The organism is Erysipelotrichaceae bacterium 66202529 (genome assembly GCA_017161075.1).
Lineage (GTDB): Bacteria > Bacillota_I > Bacilli_A > Erysipelotrichales > Erysipelotrichaceae > Clostridium_AQ.
In genome coordinates this window covers 3,899,058-3,925,403 of the sequence record CP046174.1, presented here as the reverse complement: position 1 = coordinate 3,925,403, position 26,346 = coordinate 3,899,058, and the positions used below count along the sequence as shown (strand labels likewise).

Below are 26,346 nucleotides of genomic sequence, written 5' to 3'. Positions count from 1 at the left end.
AGTAAAGAACGCTAAAATTTGAATTTGTGAGGATGTGAATATTATGTGGCAATGTCCAAAATGTAATAGAAAATTTAAAAAACAAAATCAACAGCATTATTGTGGAAATAAACCCAAAACCGTCGATGAGTATATTCAAAGTTTTGATCTGGATGTTCAGAAACAACTATTGCTTGTCAGACAGTGCCTGCAAGAAGCATTATCAGATGCGACAGAAAAGATTTCATGGAGTATGCCAACCTACTGGAAAGGCCATAATATCATCCATTTTGCAGGCCAAAAAAAGCATATTGGATTATACCCCGGAACAAAAGCTGTTGCACAGTTTTCAAAAGAACTTGATGAATATGGCTATAAATACAGTAAAGGATCTATTCAAATCCCATATAGTGATAGTTTGCCGTGCGACCTAATAAAAGAAATTGCTATCTGGTGTGATAGAACAGGTAATCATGCATGAAAGAAAAATATGAATTTAAGACAGCGATAGAACCAGTTCCGGATAAAGGCGGAGCATTTGTTCGCGTGCCGATTGATATTCGCGCAGAGTTTGGCAAAGGAAGATTAAAAGTTCATGCTGAATTTAATGGGGTTCCGTATGATGGAAGCGTAGTGAATATGGGCATTAAAAATGATGATGGTTCAATTTGCTATATTATTGGTGTGAGAAAGGATATTCAAAAAGAAATGAATAGAGGTGTCGGAGATGTGATTCATGTAGTCATTACACCTATATTATAGAGTTACAGGAGGCCAGGAATTCATGGAATATGAAAAGATATTTGCAATGAAGCTGTTCAAAGTATATCCGCTATTAGTAGCAAAAGCGGAAAGAAAAGGCAGAACTAAAGAAGAGGTTTATCAGGTTACATGCTGGTTGACCGGATATACGGCAAAACAGATCGATGAACAGATTATGAAGGATGTTGATTATAGGACATTCTTTGAGGAAGCACCGGAAATGAATCCAAATTGTAATCTTATCACTGGAAATATATGCGGAATTAAGCTACAAGAAATTGAAGATCCATTAATGCGGAAAATTCGGTACTTGGACAAGGTGGTTGACGAATTGGCGAAGGGAAAAGCTTTGGAAAAAATTATGAGATAATGTAACATAAAAAACGCTAGCATACCGTCTAGTCAAGATATGAGGAGATGATTGAATTATGACATTAAGGGATATAAGTAGGGGTCGTAATTGTATTGTATGGGCAGCTGGCATTATCTTGGCTATATTCAGTATTTTTCTATAAACTGGACATGGTGCAAAGCTGATAGCTGGATGTAATACAGCAGGTAGGAAGAAAAGGATAAGTTAGCAGAGTAGTTGGAATTGGAATGACTTTAATAGCTGTTCTGTTATTTATTATGGGATTTTTTGAGAACGTATTGCAAGCATCGATTGCTACAATAACCTAAATATTTGTAAGAGTTGATTGTGTAATAATGATTGTGCTTGCTAATACAGCGTGTAAGAAGTAATCAAATTCCAGTTTTATTAAGATGTCCACTAAGATTTTATGATACAGGAGAATAACGATATGGAAAAATTTGAAGAGCTCTCCCAGGAAAAGCAGCGACGCATCATTGATGCCGGTATGGAAGTGTTTGGGAGAAATGAATATAAGAAGGCAAATACGGAGGATATAGCCGCCAAGGCTGGTATTTCAAAGGGATTGCTGTTTTATTATTTTAAGGATAAGAAAAGCTTTTATATGTACCTGTTTCAGTATTGTGTGCAAATTGTCACTGACATGATGGAGGATGGTGATTTTACACAGGTTACAGATTTTTTTGAGCTTATGGAGTATGGGGCACAAAAGAAAATGCAGATAATGGTGGATTATCCGTACATACTTGATTTTATTACACGCGCTTTTTCATCCCGTCGGGAAGCTGTCAGTACCGATGTAGCAAAGGAATTGCATACGCTCATGGATTCCACCTTTGAACGCTATTTTGCTCATGTGGATTTCTCAAAGTTTCATGATGATGTTGAACCGAAACAGGTATATCAGATGCTGGTATGGATGACGGAGGGATATATGCATGATAAACTAAGCTATGGGGAAGCATTGAAGCTGGATGAGATTATAAGAGATTTCGATGAATGGAAAGTAATGTTTAAAAAAATGGCGTATAAAAAAGAATATCAGTAGGTCTTTATCAAAGTTGAAAAAATAACCAATAGATGTAGTTATTGGTTATTTTTTAAGTTTTATTTAATATCTTCCCAATCCTTATCTTCTAAGCTATCCAGATCTAACGCAGGATAGGTATCAGACGATGTGCCGTTATAATTGCCATTAACAATCTTTGATACAGCAGTTTTTATACCATCCTGTTTTATAAACTTTTTGTTAACGGGGTCATATTGATAGCTATACTGTACAACATTCACAGTAGAATTGTTATTGATATCCGTTTCTATGATTCGGCGATCACTTACTGTTATCGTGTATTTGTTATTTACTTTTTTATCTATTCGGAAACTGTAATCATCATCAGTTATTCCAGCTTCTTTTAAGGTGTCAGCCAATGCCTCTCTGATAGGAATGCCATAGTTTTTCCCTTCTGAATTTAGTGTATCGGTATTTTTGTTGAAAACTTCTATAATTTTTTCTATCGCTTTATTATTAGAAAATATTGATTCTGAAATAATATTTGTTTTTGAATAAAGATTATTATACGAATCCAGCACCTCATAGCTCTGATTCGCATCATCATAGCGTACATAAGCATCCTGTATCTTAACAACAAAGCTGCCAGCTCCGTTTTTGGCAGAATTAAGCTGTATCTCCATTAACTGTCCATCCTCGATTTCCGACCTTTTTATGATATCTGTCTTACTGCCTGAGGATGTCAGCTGATGCAGCTTTCCTTGCTTCACCAGCTCGATTCCCTTTTCCTTCGATGCAACCATAACTGTTCTTGCCTCTGATATCAGCTTGGTATCTGCGGCTTTTTTTATATAACTCATGACAGCCGGAACAGCCAACGCCATAAGGATTCCTATAATAACAAGAACAACAATAATCTCGACGAGTGTAAATCCCTTTTTATTTTTTCTCATAGTATCACCCTTTTCTACCATTGTACAATAAAACTTCAGATTTGTGGATAGATTGTAAGAAATTCTTTTCATAATAAATACTTACATGTAATAGTGTCTATTATCTCAAAATTTTCTACTATGATACTGCATACAAGCTCTTTTACTGGTTCTATTTTAGAGAAGGATAACGATATGTTATAATACAATCATGAAAAAGGAAAGAGGCATCATTATGAGATATATAAAAAATTGTATGGGAGTGCTTCTGCTTCTAATGCTGTCACATCTTCCATTGTTGACGCATCAACTCAACACTAGATGGCTGTTAAAAGGATATAGTAATATTGGCTTTATCATGATTTCTGCCGGTATGCTGATACTTATATTTATAATCAATATCCTAAGGCTTATCCAATCACTTGGCAGGAAGCATCGCCGATTGAGAGGCCTGCAATATGGCAAAGCAGTAATCAAACGCAGCTTTTGGCTGCTTCTGCTTCAAATCCTTCTCTATCTACTCATTCTTCCGGAATATAACAATTATAGCTGGTATTACGCTGATCTGTTGTGGATGCTGCTGTTTCAATATGTATATGCCCTTGGCGGAGCGCTTGTGATTTTCTGTCTCAGCAACCGCCTGCGTATTCTTCGCCGTGTGATGCTCTGGATCCTGTTATTTATACCGGTTCTGCGCATTCCTGTCCTTATCTATCTCATGCACAAAGCAAAGGAGGAATACGATCATGAAACCGTTGCAATCGATGTGGCATCACAACGCGCTGAATCACAAATATGCAAGACAAAATACCCGCTGCTGCTTCTGCATGGTGTCGGCTTCCGTGATTTAAAATATGTGAATTACTGGGGAAGGATTCCACGTATTCTGGTGAAAAATGGTGCAGTCATTTATTATGGGAATCAGGAGGCCTTCGCGACCATAGAAAACAACAGTGCGGATATTCAAAAGCGTATCAAGGAAATCTGTGAGCTTGAGCATTGTGACAAGGTGAACATCATCGCGCACTCCAAGGGTGGTCTGGATGCGCGTCATGCAATCTCCAAGGGGCATATGGGCGCCCATGTTGCCTCTCTGACCACCATATCCACACCGCATCGCGGCTGTCATTTCGTCGATGTGCTGGTACGAATCGCACCGGAAAAGCTGTACCGCTGGCTGGCGTCTGTATTTGATGCCGCATTTACACGTATGAAGGATGTACATCCGGATTTTTACACCGTAACACATCAGTTTACCACACAGTGGAGTGCCGGCTTTAATGAGGAGGTTTTGGATGATCCGCAGGTATATTATCAGAGCTATATGAGTCTTATGCACCATGCATGGTCACACATTCTGCTCAGTATCCCTTATCTGTTCATCCGTATGGTCGATGCGGACAATGATGGTCTGGTTACCGAGGAAAGCGCCCGATGGGGAGAATTTCAGGGAACCTTTACCAACCGCTATTATAAAGGGATTTCCCATGGCAATATCATTGATCTGACAAGAGAGGATTACAAAGGCTTTGATGTGCTGGAAACCTATGTCAGCATCGTAAGCGAATTGAAAAAGAAAGGCTTCTGATAATTGCATTCTGATGAAAAACAGGCTACAATACAATGCATAGTGAGGTGGCATATGCGTATTGAGGAATATTCTGAATTTTTGACAATAGCGGATGAGCTGCTGCAGGATGACCGAATCTGGAGCATGCAAAATTATATACAGCATGGCTCTGTCAGCTGTCTGGAGCACAGCTTTGTTGTATCCTATTACTGCTATACACTGATCAAGAGGCTTCATGTATCCTGTGATGAACGCGCTCTTGTACGGGGAGCACTTTTGCATGATTATTTTCTGTATGACTGGCATGAACCTGAGGCATGGCACAGACTTCATGGCTTCCGTCATCCTTTTTTTGCGAACCGCAATGCAATTCGTGACTTTCAAATCAGTAAGCGGGAACAGGAGATTATCCGAAAGCATATGTGGCCTTTAACTGTAATACCGCCTGTATGCCGGGAAGCATGGATAGTGAATGCTGTGGATACAGCCTCCAGTCTTGTAGAGGTGCTGGCGGAATACCGTATGTTTCGGCGATTGCGCCGCAGATGGCTACAGAGCAAGTTGGAGCTGTTAATGGAAGTGAGGAAAAAGCTATGATAAAAATCATTGCGGTTGGAAAGATAAAAGAAAAGGCATTGCGCGCTCAGATTGAGGAATATACAAAGCGTCTAAGACCCTTTACAAAGCTGGAAATCATAGAGGTAAACGACGAGGTGGCACCACAGAGTAACAGCGAGGCGCAAAACAGCCAGGTAAAGGAAAAGGAAGGCGAGAGAATCCTTTCCAAAATCAAAGATCAGGACTATGTTATTCTGCTGGATTTATGGGGAGAGATGGTGGATAGTGAGCAGTTTGCACAAAAGCTGGATCAGCTGCAGACCTATCAGACCAGTAACCTGACCTTTGTAATTGCCGGTTCCCTGGGCCCCGGAAGCAATGTTTATGAACGCTGTAACTGGAAATGGAAGCTGAGTGATCTGACCTTTACCCATCAGATGACAAGAGTGCTTGTGCTGGAACAGATTTACCGTGCCTATATGATAAAAAACAATAATCCATATCATAAATAGCTTGTTTCATATAAAGCATTGTAATAGGAGCAGTTGATAATCCATAAGCTATGCTGCTATAAAGGCTTCATCATAAGTAACAGGATGTATACTTATATCCATAAGAGTATTCAAATATGCAGAGGTTGTTGAAGACTTCTGCTTTCTTTATGGAAATAAACGAGTGAATTTGCTGATATTTGAATAAAAGGATGAGTAGAAACGATATAAAAAAGATTTCCACCGGTATTTAAGGATTTTTTAAGAAAGGGTGCGGTATTCTTTACCTGTAGAAAGGATGTGGCGGCAATGCTGAAACGATTGTTAAAAAAAGATTTAATGCATAGAAAAAGTGTCAATCTGATTCTGTTTCTGTTTATTACCATTGCGACTGTATTTCTTGCGAGCAGTGTAAATAATATATTGGTGGTAAGCTCCTCTGTGGACTATTATATGGATTATGCCAATATACCGGATGTGAATCTTGTGGCAGTAAATCCGGGAGAAAAAGAAAGCATCATGAGCTGGATCAAAACAAAGGCTCCGGGAGTTAAAGATTACGGCTATCAGGAGATGCTCTCCGTGGACCAGAAGGATTTGCAGCTGAAACATGGTGACAAAATCAGTGCTGAGGGGCTGAACCTTTTTCTCTCTGAGGAACTTAGTGACTATTGCAAGGAGTTTGATCCGGATGGGGAAAAGCTCCATTTACAGGATGATGAAATTGGAATGCCTGCATTCCTCATGGAGAAAAACGACCTGCATGTTGGGGATACACTGCGCATCCGCATAGGTGATGCAGATCGTACATTTACTCTGAAAACCGTTGTCAAGGATGCGGCGTTTGGAAACGATATGGTCGGTATGTCAAGAATCTTTATGAATTCCAAAATGTATGAGGAATTTAAAAAAGCAGGCAATGAGCGGACATATTCCCTGTATTTTATCAATGTCGCAAGCATATCCGATTTTACAGAAGCACAGAATATGCAAAGCTTTCCATCGGTGTTAAATACGGTCTCCCGCAGTATGTATTCGATGATTTACTCCTTTGATCTGATACTTGCGGCTTTGTTAATTCTGATCGGCATCTGCATGATTCTGATTGCTTTGCTTGTTCTACGCTTTACACTGCTGTTCACAATGGAAGAGGAGTACCGGGAAATCGGTATCATGAAGGCAATCGGACTTCGGGATAAAGCGATTCGCCGTCTGTATCTTGTAAAATACACAGCTCTCGTATGCAGCGGAGCCCTTCTTGGTCTGCTCATCAGTGTACCGATCAGCCGCGCCATGGTGGCGGGCGTCAGTGTAAATATGATCATGGAGGACAGCGGAGTGAATTTCTATGTCAATATCCTCTGCACACTGATAATTATTGCACTTGTCATGCTGTTTTGTTTGAATTGTACAAGAAAGCTAAGTCGTATTACAGCGATATCTGCCATTCGCGGCGGAAACAGCGGGGAGAGCTTTGCGAAGGCCTCGGCATTGTCTCTGTTTAAGCAAAAGCACCTGCGTGTTCCTGCCTATCTTGGAATCAATGATATGCTGACGCATGTAAAACGCTATGCTCTGCTGCTGGTGACCTTTTGTATCAGCTTCGTCCTGATTACGATTCCCTTGAACACCATCCATACCATGCAAAGCAGCGAGATGGCATCCAAGTTTACCGTGAATACGGACAGCGCTGTATATATTAAAAAAATTGAAGGAAAGCAGGATTCTCCCTATAAAAACTCTGTACAGCTGAAACAGGGAATGAAGCGTGTAGAGCATGAGCTGAAGGAAAAGGGCTATGATGCACAGCTTACAGCCTCTGCTATTTACTTTTTATCCTTTCACGCACCGGGAAAGCAGGGGAATACGAAGATCATGTCACTGCAGATACAGGGACGCAATACGGAATATCTGGATTATCTGGAGGGAAGCGCTCCCGTCCTGGAAAACGAGATTGCCTTCTCCCGTCTTGTTCTAAAGGAAAATGATTGGCACATCGGAGACCGCGTGGAGCTGAATTTGAATGGGAAGCTGTATAAATTCATCATTACAGGAAGCTATTCCGATTATATGCAGTTGGGAAGCAGTGCCCGATTGAATGCCAGGCTGGATATGAGCAAAACGGATATGTTTGAATACTGGAATGTCAATGTTGATATGAAAACAGACAAAAGCCAGGAGGAATTAAAAGCCACACTAGAACAACAATTCCCAGATTATGAATGGTATACAGCACAGGATATTGTCGATCGCAACATCGGCGGTATTCAGGAATCCTTACAGGAGCTTCTGCTTCCAATGACTGCTATGCTTTGTGCAGTGATCATGCTGATTACACTGCTGATGGAAAAGCTGTTCATCGTTCGTGAAAAAGGAGAAATCGCTATGATGAAAAGCATTGGCTTTCGTAACAGCAGTATACGCAGGTGGCAGGCAATCCGTATGCTTCTGGTGGCTTTATTATCCATGTTTGCGGCGATACCGCTGTCGATGCTCAGTAACCGCTTCATGCTGGAACCGATCTTTGCCATTATGGGGGCACAGGTGCATATCCAGATTGATCCTCTGCAGGTTTATCTGCTGTATCCGGGGGTATTGCTGCTGGGCATCATTTGCGCAACAATCGCTGCTACCGGGAAAATCAAACGTATCCATATACGTGAAATGAACAATATGGAATAAGGAGGAAGCTTTTATGAGTGGAATAACAGTAAGCAATCTGTGTAAAACATATATCGTAAACAAACGACAGAATAACGTGTTGAGAAATGTAAATCTAACACTGAAGGAAAAGGAAATGATTGCTGTCATGGGCCCGTCAGGCTCCGGAAAAACGACCCTGCTGTATACCATCAGCGGTATGGATCGTGCCACAGCCGGCAGTGTGAGCTTCTTTGACCGTGAGTTAATGGATATGAGCCGCAATGAAATCAGTGATTTGCGCCTGGAGGAGATGGGCTTTGTCTTTCAACAGATGTATATGCTGAAAAATCTTTCCGTATATGATAATATTATTTTACCAGCCTATCAGTCTGCGAAGGGGAAAACCAGGCAGGGAAGAAAAGAAATCAATGCCTATGCGACAAGGCTCATGCAGAAGCTCGGCATCAGCGATATTGCGGATAACGATGTCAATGAGGTATCCGGGGGACAACTGCAGCGTGCCTGTATCTGCAGAAGTCTTATCAATCATCCGCGAATTCTGTTTGCGGATGAGCCTACCGGTGCTTTGAATAAGCAAAGCTCCCATGAGGTTATGGAGGAATTAAACCGGATTCATCAGGAGGGGACAAGCATCCTGCTGGTTACCCATGATATGAAGGTGGCATCACGTTGTGAGCGCGTTTTGTATATCGAGGATGGAAATATCCGGGATGAAATGCAGCTAGGGGCGTGGCATGAGGATGCAGATATTCGGAAAAGAGAGCGCAGACTGAATGAATGGCTGATTACGTTAGGATGGTAATTGCCTATGATAGATATATTGCTTGTGGAGGATCACCGGGAGCTTGCACAGCTGCTCATGTCCTTTTTAAAGCGGGACGGGTTTCAGGTTCATCATGTGGAAAGCGGAGAAGAAGCACTCTTGTTTTTGCAGGAGCATGATGTAGCGCTGCTTCTGCTGGATATCATGCTTCCCCGCATGGATGGCTTTGCCGTGTGCAGAAGGATACGTGAGCAACAGGCAGTTCCGATTTTGATTATGAGTGCACGCAAGGATCGCAGTGATCAGCTGAACGGCTATGAGCTGGGAGCGGATGATTATATAGAAAAGCCTGTTGATCCGCAAATACTCGCAGCGAAAATACGTGCTGTTTTACAGCGGACAAATGACCTGCAGGCGAAGAAAAGCTGTTCCTGCTCCGGTATTCTGATAGAGCGTGATAAGCATAGAGCCAGCCTGAATGGAAACGAGCTGGAGCTTACTGGAAAGGAATTCGAGCTGCTTTCCCTGCTTGTGGCGAATGCGGGAAAGACGCTGCGCAAGGAATATATCTTCGCCCGCATCTGGGGTATGGACAGCTTCAGCGAACAGCAGACGCTGACGGTTCATATCAAAATGCTGCGGGATAAGATTGAAAAAGACCCAAAGCGTCCGCAGCTTATTAAAACGGTCTGGGGAGTAGGATACCGGTTTGAAGAAATATAATACACTGATTCTGCTGTGTTTTTGCCTGTATGTGTGCCTGGCGCTGTTTTTGGGAATCCGTATCGGACGCATTGAGAAAACCAAGGATCATGCATACCGTGTGGAAATCAGCCGTATTACACAGCTGGTCACCAATGGGACACCGCTTGCGGATATTTCCCTGGATGCGTATCCGCATATGGAGGCGGTGCGCTGGCTTTCCGCTGAAGGTGCCGAACAGGAGGCGGCGTCCGTGTTTTTTGAAGCCGGAAACTCTATGGATATGAGCATTGAGCCGATATATGACAAGCAATCACTGCAGGGGTATCTGCGTTTTGATTATCAGCGTACCTATGCGGATGTCGGTACGCTGATGGTTTGGACGCAGCTTTCCTTGGCCATTCTGGCGGCAGTACTGCTGGGTGTTCTCCTATACCTTCGCAAGCATCTTCTCAAGCCCTTTGCACAGGTGCAAAGGCTGCCACAGGAGCTGGCCAGGGGACATTGGAAGGGAATCGTCAAGGAGGAAAAAAGCCGGTATGTGCATGAATTTCTGCTTGGAATCGGACAGCTAAAGGATACTCTGGAGAGCTCTAAAAAGCGGCAGCTGGAGCTGGAAAAGGAAAAGAAAAAGCTGCTGCTGTCACTGTCTCATGATATCAAAACACCATTGAATACCATTCAGCTGTATGCGCGTGCATTAGAGGAACATCTGTATGAGGATGAGGAGCACAGGATACAGGCAGCGCATCAGATTCAGGAAAAGGGAAAGGATATCGAGCGCTATGTGGAAGAAATTATGCGGCAGTCCCGTGAGGATATACTGGATATTCCTGTTCATAATACGGAATTTTATTTACAGGAGCTGATAGAAAAGGTTCAGCACGCATATATGGAGCCGCTTCGACTGCGCCATATGGAGCTGGATATAAGACCGTATGACAATTTATTGTTAAAGGGAGATTTGGAGCGCAGCTTTGAGGTCGTGGAAAACATCATAGAGAATGCATTAAAATACGGGGATGGAAGACGGCTGGAGATTTCCTGTTATGAAGAGGATTACTGTCAGCTGATTCGTATTTATAATACGGGGAATACGGTAAGCGATACGGAGCTTCATCATATCTTTGAAAGCTTTTTCCGTGCAAGCAACAGTGAGGGAAAGCAGGGGAATGGTCTTGGATTATATATATGCCGGGAAATCATGCGGCGTATGAATGGAGAAATCTTTGCACAGAAGGAAGTAGAGGGGATGGCATTTATACTGGTATTTCCTTACTAATGAAGCATAAGGCTATTGAAGATATTGCAGACAGGTGATAATAGCATCACCTGTTTTCCTTTTATTGCTTTACGGATATGTGAAAAAAGTTACCTGGCAAGGGGTATTGTAGGAAAAGCAATTTGCATTCCTTATTCTGGAATAAGGCTTTTTATAGTTTTATCACAATCAGGATGCCCCTCTCTATAGAGACAGCGTAGATAAAAGATGGCTTAAAAATCGGATATATAACATGAACTTGAAATCACTATATAATATTATTATCGAAGAAGCACAGCTATGGCAAGGACAGCTATTCTGCATCTATTACCATCATCATATAGAGGCTGCAATCCTTCGCTTTTTTCTGCTGTATTCTCTGCTGTTGTATTGCAATTCCCTGGCAATACAAATACAATAGGGATAAAAAGAAAAGGTAGTGATAAAAATAAAAGGACATCCAAATAGAAAAGAAAAGAAATCAGCAGATAGTAATGCAAAAATGAAAAATCAGTATGTTAGAATGTGATAGCATACTAGCAGGATTTATGAAAAGGATTTATTATTACTTGACTGGTTATATCTGTACTTTATAGAAAGAGGGGATTCGATGCTGTTAAGGGACGTAATGAAACAAAGTGGTCTGAGCAAAAAGGCGGTACAATATTATGAGGATCAGGGATTTATTCACCCGGATAAGCTGGAAAACGGGTATCGGGACTATGATAAAGACTGTTTGGAAACCCTGTGTACAATTCGTTCCCTGCGTCAGATGGGCTTACGGATGAAGGAAATTCGTGCTATTCTCATTGATCAGGAATATGCACCGCAGGTATATGAGCAGCTGATTCATGAAATGGATGCCCAGATTGTGCGACTGCAGGATCAGCGGACAATGCTTCGCAAACACATGAAACAGGAGCCGGCTGAAATTCTTCCGGCTGCTGTGAACCGTCCATATGTATATATACGAAGACCCCGGCTACTATTGGGGAGTATCCAGCTGGCTGTGACCAGTATGGGCTTTTTGTTATTTCCCTGGCTTCCTGTACTGCATGATAAGTGGCTTCTCGCTCTGCTGGCAGTGTTTATTTTGCAGATTATTGAAAATATCTATTACGATACCAGAGTGCATGGTCTTCAATACATGGAAATTAGCTGGAAGCAGCTGCTCTTTACTGCAGGCGTTTCCTTTCTCTGTGGTCTTTTGCTTGCTCTGGCATTGCGCGAAGGTCTTGCACGTGATTCGATACAGCTTCTACTTTTGACAGCTTTCATGACACTCCTGCTGCTGTGGAACGGATTTCATTTATATGGCAATGAAAGATCGCCGCATACCGTGGATAATGAGAGTGAAGAATCGTCAAAATTTGTGTGAAATAGGCAAATGATGGGATAAAAGCGGCAGGCTTCTATTGCTTTCATTTCTCTTTGAATAATCAAATAGATTTAGCTGAGTATTGAGGCAGTGTAGCATATGGCAGCGCAGACAGGATACAGGGTAAGGGCCTGTATAGCTGGAATGTGTTGCTATGCAGTTATCAGACATCTGTGCTATGTATGCTTTGAAAATATTTTCAGAATAAAAAATGTAAAATTTCAGAAAAAGTGTTGACAATTAAAAAAATGAGGTGTATCCTATAGGAAACCAGCGACAGAGAGATCAAGCAAAAGGATGCGCTTATAGAGAGCACGCGGATGGTGAAATCGCGGCAGAGATGCAATTTTGTAAATGGACTCTGGAGGGCAAGGGGAACGGCAAAGCTCAGTATCCAAGACGTGTGCCTACGTTACAGGGCTAGAAATGTGTCAGCATTTTGATGAGAGGATGGTTCTATAAGAAGAGCTATCAAATCAGGTGGTACCGCAGATGATCTTAACAGCATCTGTCCTGAAGTCAACAGACTTTTGGACGGGTGCTTTTTTATACAGCAGGGAGGTGGTCATTGTGTTACGAAGCACAGAGGAATGGCGATGGCATAAGGGAAAACAGACGTCATATAACAACAAAACGAAAGCAAACACAATGAAAGAGAGGACAATTACCGATGAAAAAATTATGTAAAGTAGCAGCGGCATTTCTAGTATGTGCCAGTGTATTAACAGGATGCGGAAGCAATGAGGAGAAGGATAGCGATAAGAAAATACCGGTGGTATCCGTCGCACAGATCGTTGAGCATAAATCACTGAATACGATTCGTGACAGCTTTAAAGCGGAAATGGAGGAGCTTGGTTATAAAGATGGTGAAAATATCAAGCTGGATTTCAAGGATGCAGGCGGTCAGCAGAATACGTTAAATTCCATTATGTCTACATTTGCCGGAAACAAGAGTGATGTGATCGTGGCGATTGCGACTCCGACTGCCATGTCTGCGGCAAAATACAGCAAGGATATTCCTATCGTATTCTCAGCAGTCAGCGATCCGGTGAGTGCTGGCCTGATGGATGATTTAAACAAGCCTAATAACAATATTACAGGAACGAGTGATGAAATTCAGGTTGATCAGATTCTAGATCTGGCATTGCAGGTCAATCCGGATTTGAAAACACTGGGATTTATTTATAACAGCTCGGAGGCAAACTCTGTCAGCAACCTTGCCAAGGCAAAGGAATTTTGTGAAAAGCACAATATTAAGCTGGTAGAAGGAAGCGGCGCAAATATTACAGAAATCCAAAGTGCAGTCAGTGTACTGACGGATAAATGTGATGCAATCTTCGCACCCAACGATAACACTGTTGCCAGCTCTATGAGCGCTTTGGTAGAAACAGCTAATAAGAAGAAGGTACCGGTATACACAGGAGCCGATTCTATGGTAAGTGATGGCGGCTTTGCGACAGTCGGAATTGACTATACAGAGCTGGGAAAAGAAACTGCGAGAATGACAGATCAGATTTTAAAGGGTGAAAAGGTGGAAAATATGCCGGTCAAGGTCTTTAAGGATAATCTGAATATTTATGTAAATAAGAAAACGATGGAAACGCTGGGAATCACATTACCGGATGCAGTGAAGAACAGCAAAAATCTGGTCATGATGTAAATAAAAGAAAATTGTTCAGTATCAAATACAACATTATTAAACGTTCACGTACACACATCATAAACAGGAGAAAGCTGCAGGATAAGGATGCCTTCTATATAAGGATGCATCGGTAAGCAAGTGCATGGAAGGCTGTTGTGAAAAGCAATACAAGCATGTGTCGATGTAAGGATTCAAAAGAATGGTATAAGGAAAAGAATGTATAAGGATTTAAAACAGAATAGTATAAGGATTTGAAACAATGATATAAGGATTTAAAAGAATATGGATAGAATAGGAGAGGATGAAGGCTATGGCATTGTCAACCATACAGGATGCAGTAATATTGGGCATGATATTTTCCATCATGTCACTGGGGGTGTTTATCTCCTTTCGCATCCTGAATATTCCCGATCTGACGATTGACGGGAGCTTTACGACAGGATGTGCGGTTTCTGCTGTATTCGCAATGAATGCACATCCGTTTCTCGGTACGCTGATGGCGTTTCTGGCAGGCGGTCTTGCGGGTATGGTAACCGGACTGCTGCAGACCAAGTGCAAGGTACAGTCACTGCTGGCGGGAATTTTGACAATGACAGCGCTGTATTCTGTCAATCTGAAAATACTGGGCGGTATGCCGAATGTATCGCTGTTTGGTAAGGAAACGATTTTTACTCCCTTGCAGAGTGTGCTGGGGGACAATGCCTTCGGTGCAGTGATTGCAGGCATCCTCATCCTTTTGATTATCCTGCTGTATCTGTTTTTGAAAACACAGCTGGGGATGAGTCTGCGTGCAACTGGAGATAATGAAGCGATGGTGCGCGCAAGTAGTATCAATTCCGATCTGATGAAGGTGATGGGGATCTCCCTTGCGAATGCGCTGGTAGCACTGGGTGGTGCCGTGTTTGCACAAAATCAGGGCTTTGCGGATGTGAGCGGAGGTATCGGCATGATGGTGGTTGGTCTGGCAAGCATCATTGTCGGAGAAGCATTTGTCCGCAGAAAAACACTCGGCTTTCAGTTTGCGGCTGTTGTTGTCGGGGCAATCGTCTACCGGTTTATTCTGACGGTGGCCTTGCAGCTGGGAATCGGGGCAAGTGATTTAAACCTGTTCTCGGCGGCACTTGTAGCACTGGCGATATCACTGCCGCATTTGAAAAAGAGAAGGAGGGGATCGCATGCTTGATTTAAAGGATATCTGCGTGACCTTTCATCCCAATACGGTCAATGAACGCAAGGCACTGGATCATTTGTCCTTTCATGTCAATGACGGTGATTTTATCAGTGTGCTGGGGACAAACGGTGCCGGAAAGAGTACGCTGTTAAATGTCATCAGCGGAACCATACGCAGTGATGCGGGAACGATTCTGCTGGATGGCAGGGACATTACCATGTATCCGGAATATAAACGGGCAAGAGAAATCGGCCGTCTGTTTCAGGATCCGCTAAAGGGTACGGCTCCGCATATGACCATTGAGGAAAATCTGGGACTGGCCTACAGCCGCGGTAAGCGGACGACGTTAAGCCGTGCGATTAAAAAGGGAGACAGAGCTTTCTTTATAGAAAAGCTGAAGGAGCTCGGACTGGGACTGGAGGAACGTATTACGACTACGGTGGGACTGTTAAGCGGAGGACAGCGGCAGGCATTGACACTTCTCATGTCGACAATCGTGACGCCGAAGCTGCTGCTGCTGGATGAGCACACCGCGGCACTTGATCCAAAGACGGCAGCATCCGTTATGGACATCACGGAGAAAATCGTTACAGAAAATCATATCACAACGCTCATGATTACACACAACATGAAGCAGGCACTGGAATACGGCAACAAGACGATTATTTTAAATGATGGAAAAATCGTTAAGACGCTGGAAGGGGAAGAACGGAAAAACACAACGGTCGATGACCTTCTCAACATGTACGACTTTGTCTGAATATGACAATATTTGGCAGATTGTTTTTCTTGGAATAAACTGCCATATACGATAATATAATGAACATGCGAGTATAAGATTGAGCATAAATTTCATGAAAACTTTTCAAAAATCAATGAAATTTTGACTTGACTTTTCCGCGTGTTTTTGCTTTTGGTGATATTTATGCCCTAAAAGCTGAAAACGCATACATAAAGTTCATTTTTCTTACAAAAAGGGTGGAAATTTATGTTGAAAATCATTATACTTAATATATAGAAAAATTCCTAAGGGGGGATTTACATGAGACAAAACAACATGCTGGCTATGATACTAGCCGGAGGCCGAGGAACACGACTGTATGCCTTGACCAAAAAGATTGCAAAACCTGCAGTGTATTACGGAGGGAAATATCGAATTATCGACTTCCCGCTGAGCAACTGTGCCAATTCCAACATTAACGTGGTTGGCGTTTTGACACAGTATGAGAGTGTATTGCTGAATTCCTATGCAGCAGCTGGACAGCGCTGGGGACTGGATGCAAAAGACAGTGGTGTATACGTACTGCCGCCTCGTGAGAAAGACGGAGCAGCATTTGACGTATACCGCGGAACTGCAGATGCAATCTCACAAAATATCGATTTCATTGACAGTCACAATCCGGAATACGTTTTGATTCTGTCAGGAGATCATATCTACAAGATGGATTACTCCAAGATGCTTTCTCACCACAAGGCATGCGATGCAGATGCGACGATTGCCGTATTGCCGGTACCGATGAAGGAAGCAAGCCGTTTCGGTATTATGAATACGGATGAAACTGACCGTATCGTGGAGTTTGAAGAAAAGCCGGAGCATCCTAAAAGCAATCTGGCTTCCATGGGTATTTATATCTTTAACTGGAAACAGCTGAGAAAAATGCTGGTGGCAGATATGGATGATCCAAACAGTAACCACGACTTTGGTAAGGATATTATTCCTGCGATGCTGGCGGAAAACAAACGTCTGTATGCATGGAAATTCAAGGGCTATTGGAAGGATGTAGGAACCGTGGATTCCCTGTGGGAAGCGAACATGGATCTGCTGAGCAAAAACAATGAGCTGGATTTGAATGATCCTAACTGGAAAATCTATACAGAGGATGTAGCTACCGTTCCACACTATATCGGGCCAACCGGAAAGGTGGATAATGCGTATATCAACCAGGGATGTGTCATCAATGGTGAAATTAACAACTCAGTCCTGTTCACGAACGTAAAGGTTTCACAAAATGCGAAGGTCAACGATTCTGTTCTGTTGCCGGATGTGGAGGTCGGCGAGGGTGCCGTCATTCATCGCGCCATCGTCATGCAGGGCGTCAAAATTGATGCCGGTGCTGTCGTTGGTGATCCAAGCAGTGAGGAAATCGAACTGATCAGCAAGAGAGTGAGGGGTGAGTAATATGTGCAATGCAATCGGTATTGTAAATTATGAAGGGCCTAATGTACAGGTCAAAGGTATGCAGGATTATCGCCCGGTATCCGCCTTCTCTTTCTTAGGAAGATATCGTCTGGTCGACTTTCCAATTTCAAATCTGAGTAATTCCGGTGTAAACCATATTAAGGTATTTGTGAAAACAAATCCGAGATCTCTTCTGGAGCATCTGGGAACCGGACGTCATTACAACATTAACTCCAAGCGTGGAAAGCTGCACATCCTGCCGGCAAAGAGCATGGATGAAAATGATTTCTACAGCAATGATATCAACTCCTATATGTACAACATGCAGGCTATTGAGGATGCCAATTATCCATATGTTGTGTTAACACCGAGTCACTTTGTGTTCCGTCAGGATTTCAGTGCTCTGCTGGATGCACACATTGAAAGCGGTGCGGATATTACCATGCTGTATCAGAATGTGGATAACGCAAAGGAATCCTTTGTGAACTGCGACGTCGTGAATCTGAACAAGCAGAAGGGTGTACTTTCTCTGGAAAAGAACCGCGGAAACTCCAAGTCCAGAACGATTTCTCTGGAAACCTATATTCTGAGCAAGGAGCTGTTCATGGATCTGGTGAAGAAGGCGGCGAATATCTCCTCTCTGTACTGGTTCCGCGATATAGTAAATGATGAGTGCGCAGAGCTGGATATCCGTGGTGTTGCACACCGTGGCTTTGTGGCATGCATCAATGATTTTAAGAGCTACTACAATGCAAACATGGATTTACTGGATTACGACAAGGCGATGGATCTGTTCCATACAGACTGGCCTGTTTATACAAGAACCAACGATTCCTGTCCTACCCAGTATTACACCGGCGTCAGTGTGAAAAACAGTATGGTTTCCAACGGATGTCTGGTAGAGGGTGATATTGAGAACAGTGTAATCGGCCGTGGTGCCATGATCAAGAAGGGGGCAGTTGTGAAAAACTGTGTCATTCTTCCGGGTGCCATGATCGGTGAGGATGTGCATATTGAAAATGTAGTAGTGGATAAGAAAGCAAGAATCGTTCGTAAAAAAGAACTGCTGGGACTTGTTGACAATCCGCTGTACGTGAAAAGGAATGATAAAATTTAATGGCAAGAATATTGATGGTTGCTGCCGAGGGTCTTCCCTTTATTAAAAGCGGAGGACTGGCAGACGTAATCGGCTCACTGCCGCAAGAGCTGGTAAAAAAGGGTCATGAGGTACGTGTTATCATGCCGCTGTACCTGAAAATTGCGCAGAAATTTCATCATGAATTTACGCTGGAAGCACAGTTTTCCGTAAGTATTGCCTATCACGAGGTACCGGTAAATATCTGGTCTACGATGCGCAAGGATGTAAAATTCTACTTTGTGGAGCACAAGGGATACTTTGAGCGTAATGAAATGTATGGTCATATCGATGATGGCGAGCGCTTCGCTTATTTTCAGAAGGCTGTTATTGAAATGTGCAATCAGCTGAATTACTTCCCGGAAATCATGCATTGTCATGACTGGCACACCGGTATGATTCCGGCTATGTGCAAGGAAGGTCACAGCTTTGATGAACGCTATCGCAATATCCGCTTTGTTTATACGATTCACAATCTGGCTTATCAGGGCAACTTCGGTGTGGAAATGCTGGACAGCTGTCTGGGACTGGATTACCGAATCTATGACAACGGTAATGTACGCTATGACGGTGGAATCAGCTTCATGAAATCCGGTATTCTGTATGCGGATAAAGTGACAACCGTTTCCCCTACATATTCTCAGGAAATTCTGACGCCACAGTACGGGGAACACCTAGAAATGGTACTGAATATCCGTAAATATGATTTATGGGGAATTACAAACGGTATTGATATCGAATACTGGGATCCAAAGACAGACCCGGAAATTCCATATCACTATAACAAGGTAAATGTAAAGAAAGCGAAAGCATTGAATAAGGAAGCGCTGCAGAAGGAGCTTGGTCTGAATGTTGACCAGAATGTTCTTCTGATTGGTGTTGTATCCCGTCTGACCTGGCAGAAGGGCTTCTATCTGATGATGGAGAAGCTGTCTGAAATCTGTGCCATGCCGATTCAGCTTGCGGTATTGGGAAGTGGAGAAGCGAGCATTGAGGAAAAGATGGGACAGCTGGAAGCAGGAAACAAGGGGAAGATTGCATTCTATAAAGGATATAATGATTCTCTTGCACACCGTATTTACGGCGCAAGCGATTTATTCCTGATGCCGTCTCTGTTTGAGCCATGCGGTATCTCGCAGCTGATTTCCATGCGCTACGGTACGTTACCGCTGGTACGTGAAACAGGTGGATTGAAGGATACGGTAACACCTTATAACGAATTTGAAAAAACCGGAAACGGCTTTAGCTTTGCCAACTATAACTCTGATGAGATGGTTCAGGTAATGTACAATGCCATTGATGTCTACTATAACCGCAAGGAGGACTGGAAGATTCTTGTCCGCAATGCGATGAATACAGATGTCAGCTGGGCAAAGAGTGCGGAAACCTATTGTCAGTTATATGGTCAGCTTCATCCATAGATAAACAAAAGGCATACGGCAAACTGTTGTATGTCTTTTTGTATTAGTTTTACAGAATATACTTTTTTTGCAATCTTCCGCTTTTCGTTTATGAATAGACATAGGATTTTCATATGCGTAAGTATCCATTAGACTAAAATGATATTGAAATTCATCAATAAATTATAGTAAATATAAGAAATTTTATGTTGCTGTGAACATAATCATTAATAAAAAGCATTGTAAATATGTATTATTTATGTCATACTTAAGAAGTGGAGTTGTATATAATATCATAGCTTTTGAGATAATGGAAGATTAAAGAATATGCGAATCGGCATAAAGAATTGCAAATACAGTGAAGATTGATTTCTTTCTTAGGAAATATATGCTTTACAGTTATAGAATAATTATTATTTGACACATAAACTTCATCCTAAATGATCTTTGAGAGTGATGAGTTAGCTAAGAGAAAACTGGAGAGTGATTATGAAATGAAAAAAGTGATAACTTATGGCACGTTTGATTTATTCCATTACGGACATTACAGTATTTTAAAAAGAGCAAAAGCATATGGAGATTATTTAATCGTAGGTGTAACTGGCGAAAATTATGATACAGAAAGAGGGAAATTATCTGTTCAGGATAGTTTAAGCAAACGCATTGAAAATGTCAAAAATACAGGCTTTGCAGATCAAATCATTGTTGAAGAATATGTGGGACAAAAAATATCCGATATATTGAAATATAACATTGATGTACTTGTCATAGGATCTGATTGGAAAGGTAAGTTTGATCATTTAAGCAAATATTGTGAAGTAAAATATCTAGAAAGGACAAAAGATATTTCAAGTACCGAGATACGTGAGCAGAAACTTACAATGTTCAAATTTGGCATTATTACAGATAATTTGTATGATAACGGTGCAGTTTTAGAGCCAAAGAATGTAAGTGGAATACATGTTGAGAGCGCTTTTTCTCAAAAAGAAGGTATTGCTAAGGAATTTGCAAGAAAATATGAATTAGATAAAGGATACACAGATTATGACCGATTTTTGGACAGTGTAGACATTGTATATTGTAAAAGTGCGTTAAAACATCGGAGGCAATTGGTTGAGGAAGCAATACATAAAGGTAAGCATGTGATTTACGAGGCACCACTCTCATTGGATTATAGTGAAGTTCAACGACTTTCTGCTTTTTCAAAAGCAAAAGGGCTATATTTATTATCTAATATTTCGATGATATACCTGCAGTCTTTTGATCAGCTTTCGTGGATGATTAAAGGAAATATAATAGGAGAGGTGTTAGGAATAAAATGTTCTTCATCAAAAAGCAGTTTCGGACAAGATGAAGACAAGCCTTTATTAGATATCATCTTTTACTCCTTGAGCATTATGATAAAACTAATGGATATCCATATTGAAAAGACAGATTTTAAGCTAGTCAGAAATGTACAGGGAGATGTTCAGTACTGTACACTTCATTTACATTATAAAAATGCGGTTTCATTTATAGAAATTGGAGTGAATGTAAGTATTGAAGATGGCATGATAATCTTAGGGACAGACGGTATGATTTTTATTCCCGATAAATGGTGGGAATTAGGTTATTTTAAATTAAAGAAAAATGGAGAAAATAAATTTAAACGTTATAGTTTCAACTTTGAAGGTAATGGATTTCGATACATAATTCGATCATTATTACAAATGATTCGCATGGAGGTAACATCCATTCAGGAAATATCAGATGAAGAATCAAAGGCGATCTTAAAAATATTGGAAATGATAAAGATGAATGAATTAACAATGGGGTAAAAGAAATTATGACAAATACACAAAGACATTTACTGAAACTAATCAAAGAGATAGATACACTATGTCGAAAAAACAATATTATATATTATTTGGCAGGAGGAAGCGCAATAGGGGCAATCCGTCATAGAGGCTATATTCCTTGGGATGATGATGCTGATATTCTAATGACAAGAGATAATTATCATAAATTTTTAGAAGTTTGTAAGACACAATTACCAGATAATCGCTGCATGATGGCACAGGAGCTATATAGAGAGTATCATAATAACTTTGCGCGTTATATTGATACAACGACAACGGCTATTCATACAAATCAGATCGTACATGAAGATCCAGCTGGTTTTGTTATTGATATACTTATATTAGACCCAATCCCTGATGATCCAAAGGAACAAAGAAAATACATAAAAACATTGGAATTATATGCTGATTTAATCAATCCAGCGAGCATATATAGCTTTCGATGGCGGATGAATTTTTTTGACTACTTCAGATATAGATTAAAAATCAGAAGACATGGTAAGGATAAGGTTTTGAAAGAATTGGAGCAAAAGATGTTTTCATATAAAGAAGCAGAATGCAGTAAATATGCACTCAGATGGGCAGGGGTACCTTTAATTTCAGATAAGGATATATACGGACAAGGAGCGATTTATCAGTTCGAAGACACCACTGTTATGCTTCCGCAAAGAGCTGCTGATTATTTAACTTGGCATTATGGAGATAATTGGATGTTTACTCCGCCTCACACTGAGCGTTCAACACATAATGCTGTATATTGTTTTGATACTCCATATACAATGATTAAAAAAGAAGCATATCAATATTATTCAGTCGATAAAACATATAAGCAGTTTCAAAACAGAAAGATTCTATTATTTTTATGCATGCGGCCATGGTGGCTTTTTAGAGATATAGCTGCTAAACGACAGGAGATTAAGCTCTCAAGTAAATATAAGAAACATTTTAAAAGTTATGATCAGAAGATTCATAAGGCATATCAAAGAAAGGATTATGGATCACTGAGCAATATATATGACAAATATTTTCAGAATCAAAATAAGCGAAGTATTATAGGTAGAGAGGATTTTAATGGAATCAACCGTTTTCGATATCCAATATATATTCATATTCAGGATTACTATTTTCTTGTTGGAATCTATCTACTTATAGCCGTAGGGGATACTTCCAAAGCTTTACGATTTCTTGAAGTTAAAGAAAGCAGAACGTATCTTAGCGAAGAAGAACAGGGTTTAAAAAAATATATTCTGAACTTGAGACAAGCAGTATCCTTTTATGCAAATAAAAATTACAAAAAGGCACAAGAAATTGTGGATAAATTAATGCTTAAAAATATAGAAAGTGTAAGTACAGTAAAGTTAAAAATTAGAATATCACAAAAATTAGGGACTGAAACTTCTGAAATTGTACATATAATCAGAACCGGTGAGAAACTAACAAAGCGTATTTATAAGAATAAAAAAGGAAAATCCTTGAGAAAAACGGATGGAGAATGGTTAAAATATCGTGCTGATTTAATGATAAATATAAGAGAGGCTTTCCCCTATTATTTGCGGGCTTATGAAAAAACCTTGAATGGAATTGTACTTTTGGAAATTAAGGATTTTATAAGTAAAAACTATGATGAATTTATAAATCTAATTGATCATATGTACAAAAATAAAGATATACGGTGTCTTCATTATATAAGTAAGCTGCGTACTATTTTTCCAGAAGATGATAATATTTGTAGCCTATGGGCGAAATGTCAGTGGTTGAAAAAAGGGACACCAAAAAGTGCCTGGAATGTCATATATCAATTGAGAAGAAGTATTGTGCGTATGGACAATAATGAGAAAACGCTAGAGGAATTGAAAAACTTTCTGTATAAAATATCAGGGAGTCATCTAGTGAGTCAATTATATTGTGAGGTTATATTTGAAAGCGAATTGGAAAGACTTGCTGAACTCTACCATGAGGTTGAGACAGCAGAAATTGAACTGCAATGGAAATTATTAATGCGCATATTTATCTTATACAAAAGTGGCAGACGAAAGCAGTCAATTAAAAATAGTTTGAATTTATATGAAATTACAGATAGCAGTTATATTCGTTATATTTTGTGTCTGGTTTTCAGACTTGAATTAATGATGTATAGCACTTTTATCGTGGATAGAACAAAGGATGTTAAACAACACGATTTAGAATATCGAAATGATTGTTATATTGCAGAATGGAATACTATTTATGAAGATTACAGTAAAACCATGGCTATGTATAAGAGACTAAAAGCATTACCAAAGGAGTGTATATTAGAATTACAGAGAGAAACACAGACATTCAATCAGATATTTTTTGAAAGAGTATATATAGAATTGAATAAGACCCGGTTTAGTCCGACTGCAATGATTCGTAAAATTTATGGACTTGATTTGTTTTACAACAGAAATGATTGATAGGTGAGGAAAATAAAATGATGATTGCGAAGAAATTATATAATAAGCCTAGAAGAAAGCCATGGCTTATATTGAGAAGAGCTGGTTATCGTGCAGAGTTACAAAATTACTATGAACCTAAGATGCAGTATATAAGAAATCTTTATGAGGAACAGGATTTTGTAATGCTTCGGATATGTTTAAAGGAATTAAAAGACAAGTCTTTGTTTTTCGCTAACCATAATATGGGATTTGCTGTAACTACTGAATTATTTCATATCTTGATCATAATGCTCAAATTTCAAGGAAGACATGCCTATGCTGATAAATTAGTAAAAAAAACAACACCAAATCTACAGAATACAATGATAGAAAGAGGAATAAGTGAAAATGAAAATTAGCGAGTATATAGCTGGTTTTTTGGTAAAACAGGGAGTAAGTGATATATTTGGATACCAAGGAACTATGATTGCATATTTAGTTGATGCAATATGTAAACAAAAGAAAATAAAAAACCATACCTGTTATCATGAACAAGGAGCTGCTTTTGCTGCTGTTGGTTATGCTAAAGCGACTGGCAAAGTTGGTGTTGCTTACGCAACTAGTGGACCTGGTGCTATGAATTTGATGTCCGGAATAGCAGATGCTTACTTTGACAGTACACCGACTGTTTTTTTTACGGGACAATTGAATTTGAATGAATATACAGATATACCTACTTTACGGCAACAGGGATTTCAACAAATGAATGTTATATCTGCTGTTAAAAGCTATACAAAATTCTGTAAACAAATAAGAAAAAAAGAGGATATTCGTTACATTTTGGAAAAAGCTTTTTTCCTGGCACAAGATGGTAGAAAGGGACCTGTAGTAATAGACATTCCTATGAACATACAAAAGGAAATTATTGAACCTGACACATTGAAAGGCTTTTGTCCCGCCCAGAGTGTATTAAAGGAGGAAGATTATCATAAGGCCGCTTTTTTGATTTTGGAGAAGATACGATTAGCAAAGCGACCATTGGTCCTACTTGGCAATGGGATACAAAAGAATAGCCATGGTCATATTACAATTATGAAGTTTATCCATAAACTGAATATCCCATTTATTACCAGCTTACCTGCATATCATTTAGTTTCTTATGGAGATGAATGTGAGTTTGGCTATCTTGGGGCAGCATATGGATCAAGAGAGGCAAATCTTTTGGCAAATCAAAAAGCAGATTTAATTGTTTCTTTTGGCTGCAGCATGTGCAGACGGCAAACTGGCGGAAATCCTGAAAAATTTGCGAAAAATGCAGAGATAATTCGTGTGGATTTGGATGAAGAGGAAATTAAACGAAAAGTACACAAAGAAGAATTATCTCTTTGTTTGGATTATGAAAAGCTTGTGTACAGGTTACTGGATAACATTGATTTTCACATATCGGATAATTGGTTTTATGTGTGTAAAAAAAGCAGACAAATAATGCGGGATTTTGATAAGCAGGCAACCTATGGAGAAGGTAATTTATATATGCAAACGATAAGTGAATTGCATGAGAATGCGGGAAATGTATTTTCAGATGTAGGACAGCACCAGATCTGGGCCGCACAATCTTACAAAACGAGGAAACATCAAAGGCTGTTATTTTCCGGTGGTCATGGTGCTATGGGCTTTGCCTTGCCTGCTGCGATAGGCGGTTATTACAGCAGCGGAAAGCAAAGTATTGTATTATGCGGAGATGGTGCAATTCAAATGAATATACAAGAATTCCAATGGTTGTATCGAGAGCAGTTGCCAATTTTTGTTTATATTTTTAATAATCATTCTTTAGGATTAATACGACAGCAACAAAATGATTTTTTTGATGGAAACCATTTTGGATCAGCAGAAGAGGAATATACAACACCATCATTTGTTTCTATTGCCCATGCATACGGGATTGATGCAGATGAAATTCATACCATTGAGGATTTAAAAAAAGCAGTTTCTTCAGCCGATCAAAAGAAGCCTCATGTATTTGAAATATTCATTAATGCTGATTCTGCAGCATATCCAAAAACTTATTTTGGGGAGGAAATGCATAATCAAAGGCCATATTTACCAAGCGATATACAAAAAGTGCTAGAAGAGCTATAAGTGA

The 26,346-nt window shown here is 40.3% G+C and carries 24 protein-coding genes; 23 read left to right on the top strand and 1 reads right to left on the bottom strand.

What is annotated here, in order from left to right; translation table 11 throughout:
- The first annotated feature begins 43 nt into the window (after positions 1 to 43).
- The 4 genes from GKZ87_18520 (at position 44) to GKZ87_18505 (ending at position 2,162) form a co-directional block, all read left to right on the top strand.
- Positions 44 to 460 carry a hypothetical protein gene (locus tag GKZ87_18520; GenBank protein ID QSI27342.1) on the top strand — a complete coding sequence of 139 codons (417 nt, stop codon included), beginning with the start codon at positions 44 to 46 and terminating at the stop codon, positions 458 to 460.
- A complete protein-coding gene (locus GKZ87_18515; GenBank protein QSI27341.1) occupies positions 457 to 741 on the top strand; it encodes a DUF1905 domain-containing protein in 285 nt (94 codons plus the stop codon). Before GKZ87_18520 ends, GKZ87_18515 begins: the two co-directional genes overlap by 4 nt.
- A gap of 22 nt (positions 742 to 763) precedes the next feature.
- Positions 764 to 1,111, top strand: a complete 348-nt coding sequence (locus tag GKZ87_18510) for a DUF2200 family protein (protein ID QSI27340.1) — start codon at positions 764 to 766, stop codon at positions 1,109 to 1,111.
- Positions 1,112 to 1,544: 433 nt separating this feature from the next.
- A complete protein-coding gene (locus GKZ87_18505) occupies positions 1,545 to 2,162 on the top strand; it encodes a TetR family transcriptional regulator (protein QSI27339.1) in 618 nt (205 codons plus the stop codon).
- Between the two features lie 59 nt (positions 2,163 to 2,221).
- Here GKZ87_18505 and GKZ87_18500 read toward each other — a convergent pair whose 3' ends face one another.
- Positions 2,222 to 3,097, bottom strand: a complete 876-nt coding sequence (locus tag GKZ87_18500; protein ID QSI28016.1) for a prepilin-type N-terminal cleavage/methylation domain-containing protein — start codon at positions 3,095 to 3,097, stop codon at positions 2,222 to 2,224.
- 169 nt (positions 3,098 to 3,266) lie between these two features.
- Here GKZ87_18500 and GKZ87_18495 point away from each other — a divergent pair, with 169 nt between their 5' ends.
- From GKZ87_18495 to GKZ87_18405, 19 genes are all read left to right on the top strand, one after another.
- Positions 3,267 to 4,643, top strand: coding sequence for a triacylglycerol lipase (locus GKZ87_18495; GenBank protein QSI27338.1), 1,377 nt, complete (start codon positions 3,267 to 3,269; stop codon positions 4,641 to 4,643).
- Between the two features lie 54 nt (positions 4,644 to 4,697).
- Positions 4,698 to 5,222: a phosphohydrolase gene (locus tag GKZ87_18490; protein QSI27337.1), complete on the top strand. Its 525-nt coding sequence runs from the start codon at positions 4,698 to 4,700 to the stop codon at positions 5,220 to 5,222.
- On the top strand, positions 5,219 to 5,695 hold the full coding sequence (gene rlmH, locus GKZ87_18485) for a 23S rRNA (pseudouridine(1915)-N(3))-methyltransferase RlmH (GenBank protein ID QSI28015.1): 477 nt from the start codon (positions 5,219 to 5,221) through the stop codon (positions 5,693 to 5,695). Before GKZ87_18490 ends, rlmH begins: the two co-directional genes overlap by 4 nt.
- A gap of 288 nt (positions 5,696 to 5,983) precedes the next feature.
- A complete protein-coding gene (locus GKZ87_18480; GenBank protein ID QSI27336.1) occupies positions 5,984 to 8,356 on the top strand; it encodes an FtsX-like permease family protein in 2,373 nt (790 codons plus the stop codon).
- Between the two features lie 13 nt (positions 8,357 to 8,369).
- Positions 8,370 to 9,140, top strand: a complete 771-nt coding sequence (locus GKZ87_18475) for an ATP-binding cassette domain-containing protein (protein ID QSI27335.1) — start codon at positions 8,370 to 8,372, stop codon at positions 9,138 to 9,140.
- A 6-nt stretch (positions 9,141 to 9,146) separates the two neighbouring features.
- Complete coding sequence (locus GKZ87_18470; protein ID QSI27334.1) at positions 9,147 to 9,824, top strand: response regulator; 678 nt, start codon at positions 9,147 to 9,149, stop codon at positions 9,822 to 9,824.
- 31 nt (positions 9,825 to 9,855) lie between these two features.
- Positions 9,856 to 11,085, top strand: coding sequence for a sensor histidine kinase (locus GKZ87_18465; GenBank protein ID QSI28014.1), 1,230 nt, complete (start codon positions 9,856 to 9,858; stop codon positions 11,083 to 11,085).
- 232 nt (positions 11,086 to 11,317) lie between these two features.
- Positions 11,318 to 11,485, top strand: coding sequence for a hypothetical protein (locus tag GKZ87_18460; protein QSI27333.1), 168 nt, complete (start codon positions 11,318 to 11,320; stop codon positions 11,483 to 11,485).
- A gap of 189 nt (positions 11,486 to 11,674) precedes the next feature.
- The gene (locus tag GKZ87_18455; protein ID QSI27332.1) at positions 11,675 to 12,442 is read left to right on the top strand and encodes a MerR family transcriptional regulator; all 768 of its coding nucleotides are present in this window, start codon (positions 11,675 to 11,677) and stop codon (positions 12,440 to 12,442) included.
- A 670-nt stretch (positions 12,443 to 13,112) separates the two neighbouring features.
- Positions 13,113 to 14,102 carry a peptide ABC transporter substrate-binding protein gene (locus GKZ87_18450; protein QSI27331.1) on the top strand — a complete coding sequence of 330 codons (990 nt, stop codon included), beginning with the start codon at positions 13,113 to 13,115 and terminating at the stop codon, positions 14,100 to 14,102.
- 292 nt (positions 14,103 to 14,394) lie between these two features.
- Positions 14,395 to 15,267, top strand: a complete 873-nt coding sequence (locus GKZ87_18445) for an ABC transporter permease (protein ID QSI28013.1) — start codon at positions 14,395 to 14,397, stop codon at positions 15,265 to 15,267.
- Complete coding sequence (locus GKZ87_18440; protein ID QSI27330.1) at positions 15,260 to 16,015, top strand: ATP-binding cassette domain-containing protein; 756 nt, start codon at positions 15,260 to 15,262, stop codon at positions 16,013 to 16,015. The genes GKZ87_18445 and GKZ87_18440 overlap by 8 nt, the downstream gene beginning before the upstream one ends.
- Positions 16,016 to 16,297: 282 nt before the next feature.
- Positions 16,298 to 17,434 (top strand): glucose-1-phosphate adenylyltransferase, encoded by a 1,137-nt coding sequence (locus GKZ87_18435; protein ID QSI27329.1) that lies wholly within the window; start codon positions 16,298 to 16,300, stop codon positions 17,432 to 17,434.
- Position 17,435: 1 nt separating this feature from the next.
- On the top strand, positions 17,436 to 18,551 hold the full coding sequence (gene glgD, locus GKZ87_18430) for a glucose-1-phosphate adenylyltransferase subunit GlgD (protein QSI28012.1): 1,116 nt from the start codon (positions 17,436 to 17,438) through the stop codon (positions 18,549 to 18,551).
- On the top strand, positions 18,551 to 19,990 hold the full coding sequence (gene glgA, locus GKZ87_18425; GenBank protein ID QSI27328.1) for a glycogen synthase GlgA: 1,440 nt from the start codon (positions 18,551 to 18,553) through the stop codon (positions 19,988 to 19,990). The genes glgD and glgA overlap by 1 nt, the downstream gene beginning before the upstream one ends.
- A 419-nt stretch (positions 19,991 to 20,409) precedes the next feature.
- Positions 20,410 to 21,786 carry an adenylyltransferase/cytidyltransferase family protein gene (locus GKZ87_18420; GenBank protein QSI27327.1) on the top strand — a complete coding sequence of 459 codons (1,377 nt, stop codon included), beginning with the start codon at positions 20,410 to 20,412 and terminating at the stop codon, positions 21,784 to 21,786.
- A gap of 8 nt (positions 21,787 to 21,794) precedes the next feature.
- A complete protein-coding gene (locus GKZ87_18415; protein ID QSI27326.1) occupies positions 21,795 to 24,242 on the top strand; it encodes a hypothetical protein in 2,448 nt (815 codons plus the stop codon).
- A 17-nt stretch (positions 24,243 to 24,259) separates the two neighbouring features.
- Entirely contained in the window at positions 24,260 to 24,622 is a 363-nt protein-coding gene (locus GKZ87_18410) for a hypothetical protein (protein QSI27325.1), read from the top strand.
- Positions 24,606 to 26,342, top strand: a complete 1,737-nt coding sequence (locus tag GKZ87_18405) for a thiamine pyrophosphate-binding protein (GenBank protein ID QSI27324.1) — start codon at positions 24,606 to 24,608, stop codon at positions 26,340 to 26,342. Before GKZ87_18410 ends, GKZ87_18405 begins: the two co-directional genes overlap by 17 nt.
- Positions 26,343 to 26,346: the final 4 nt, after the last annotated feature.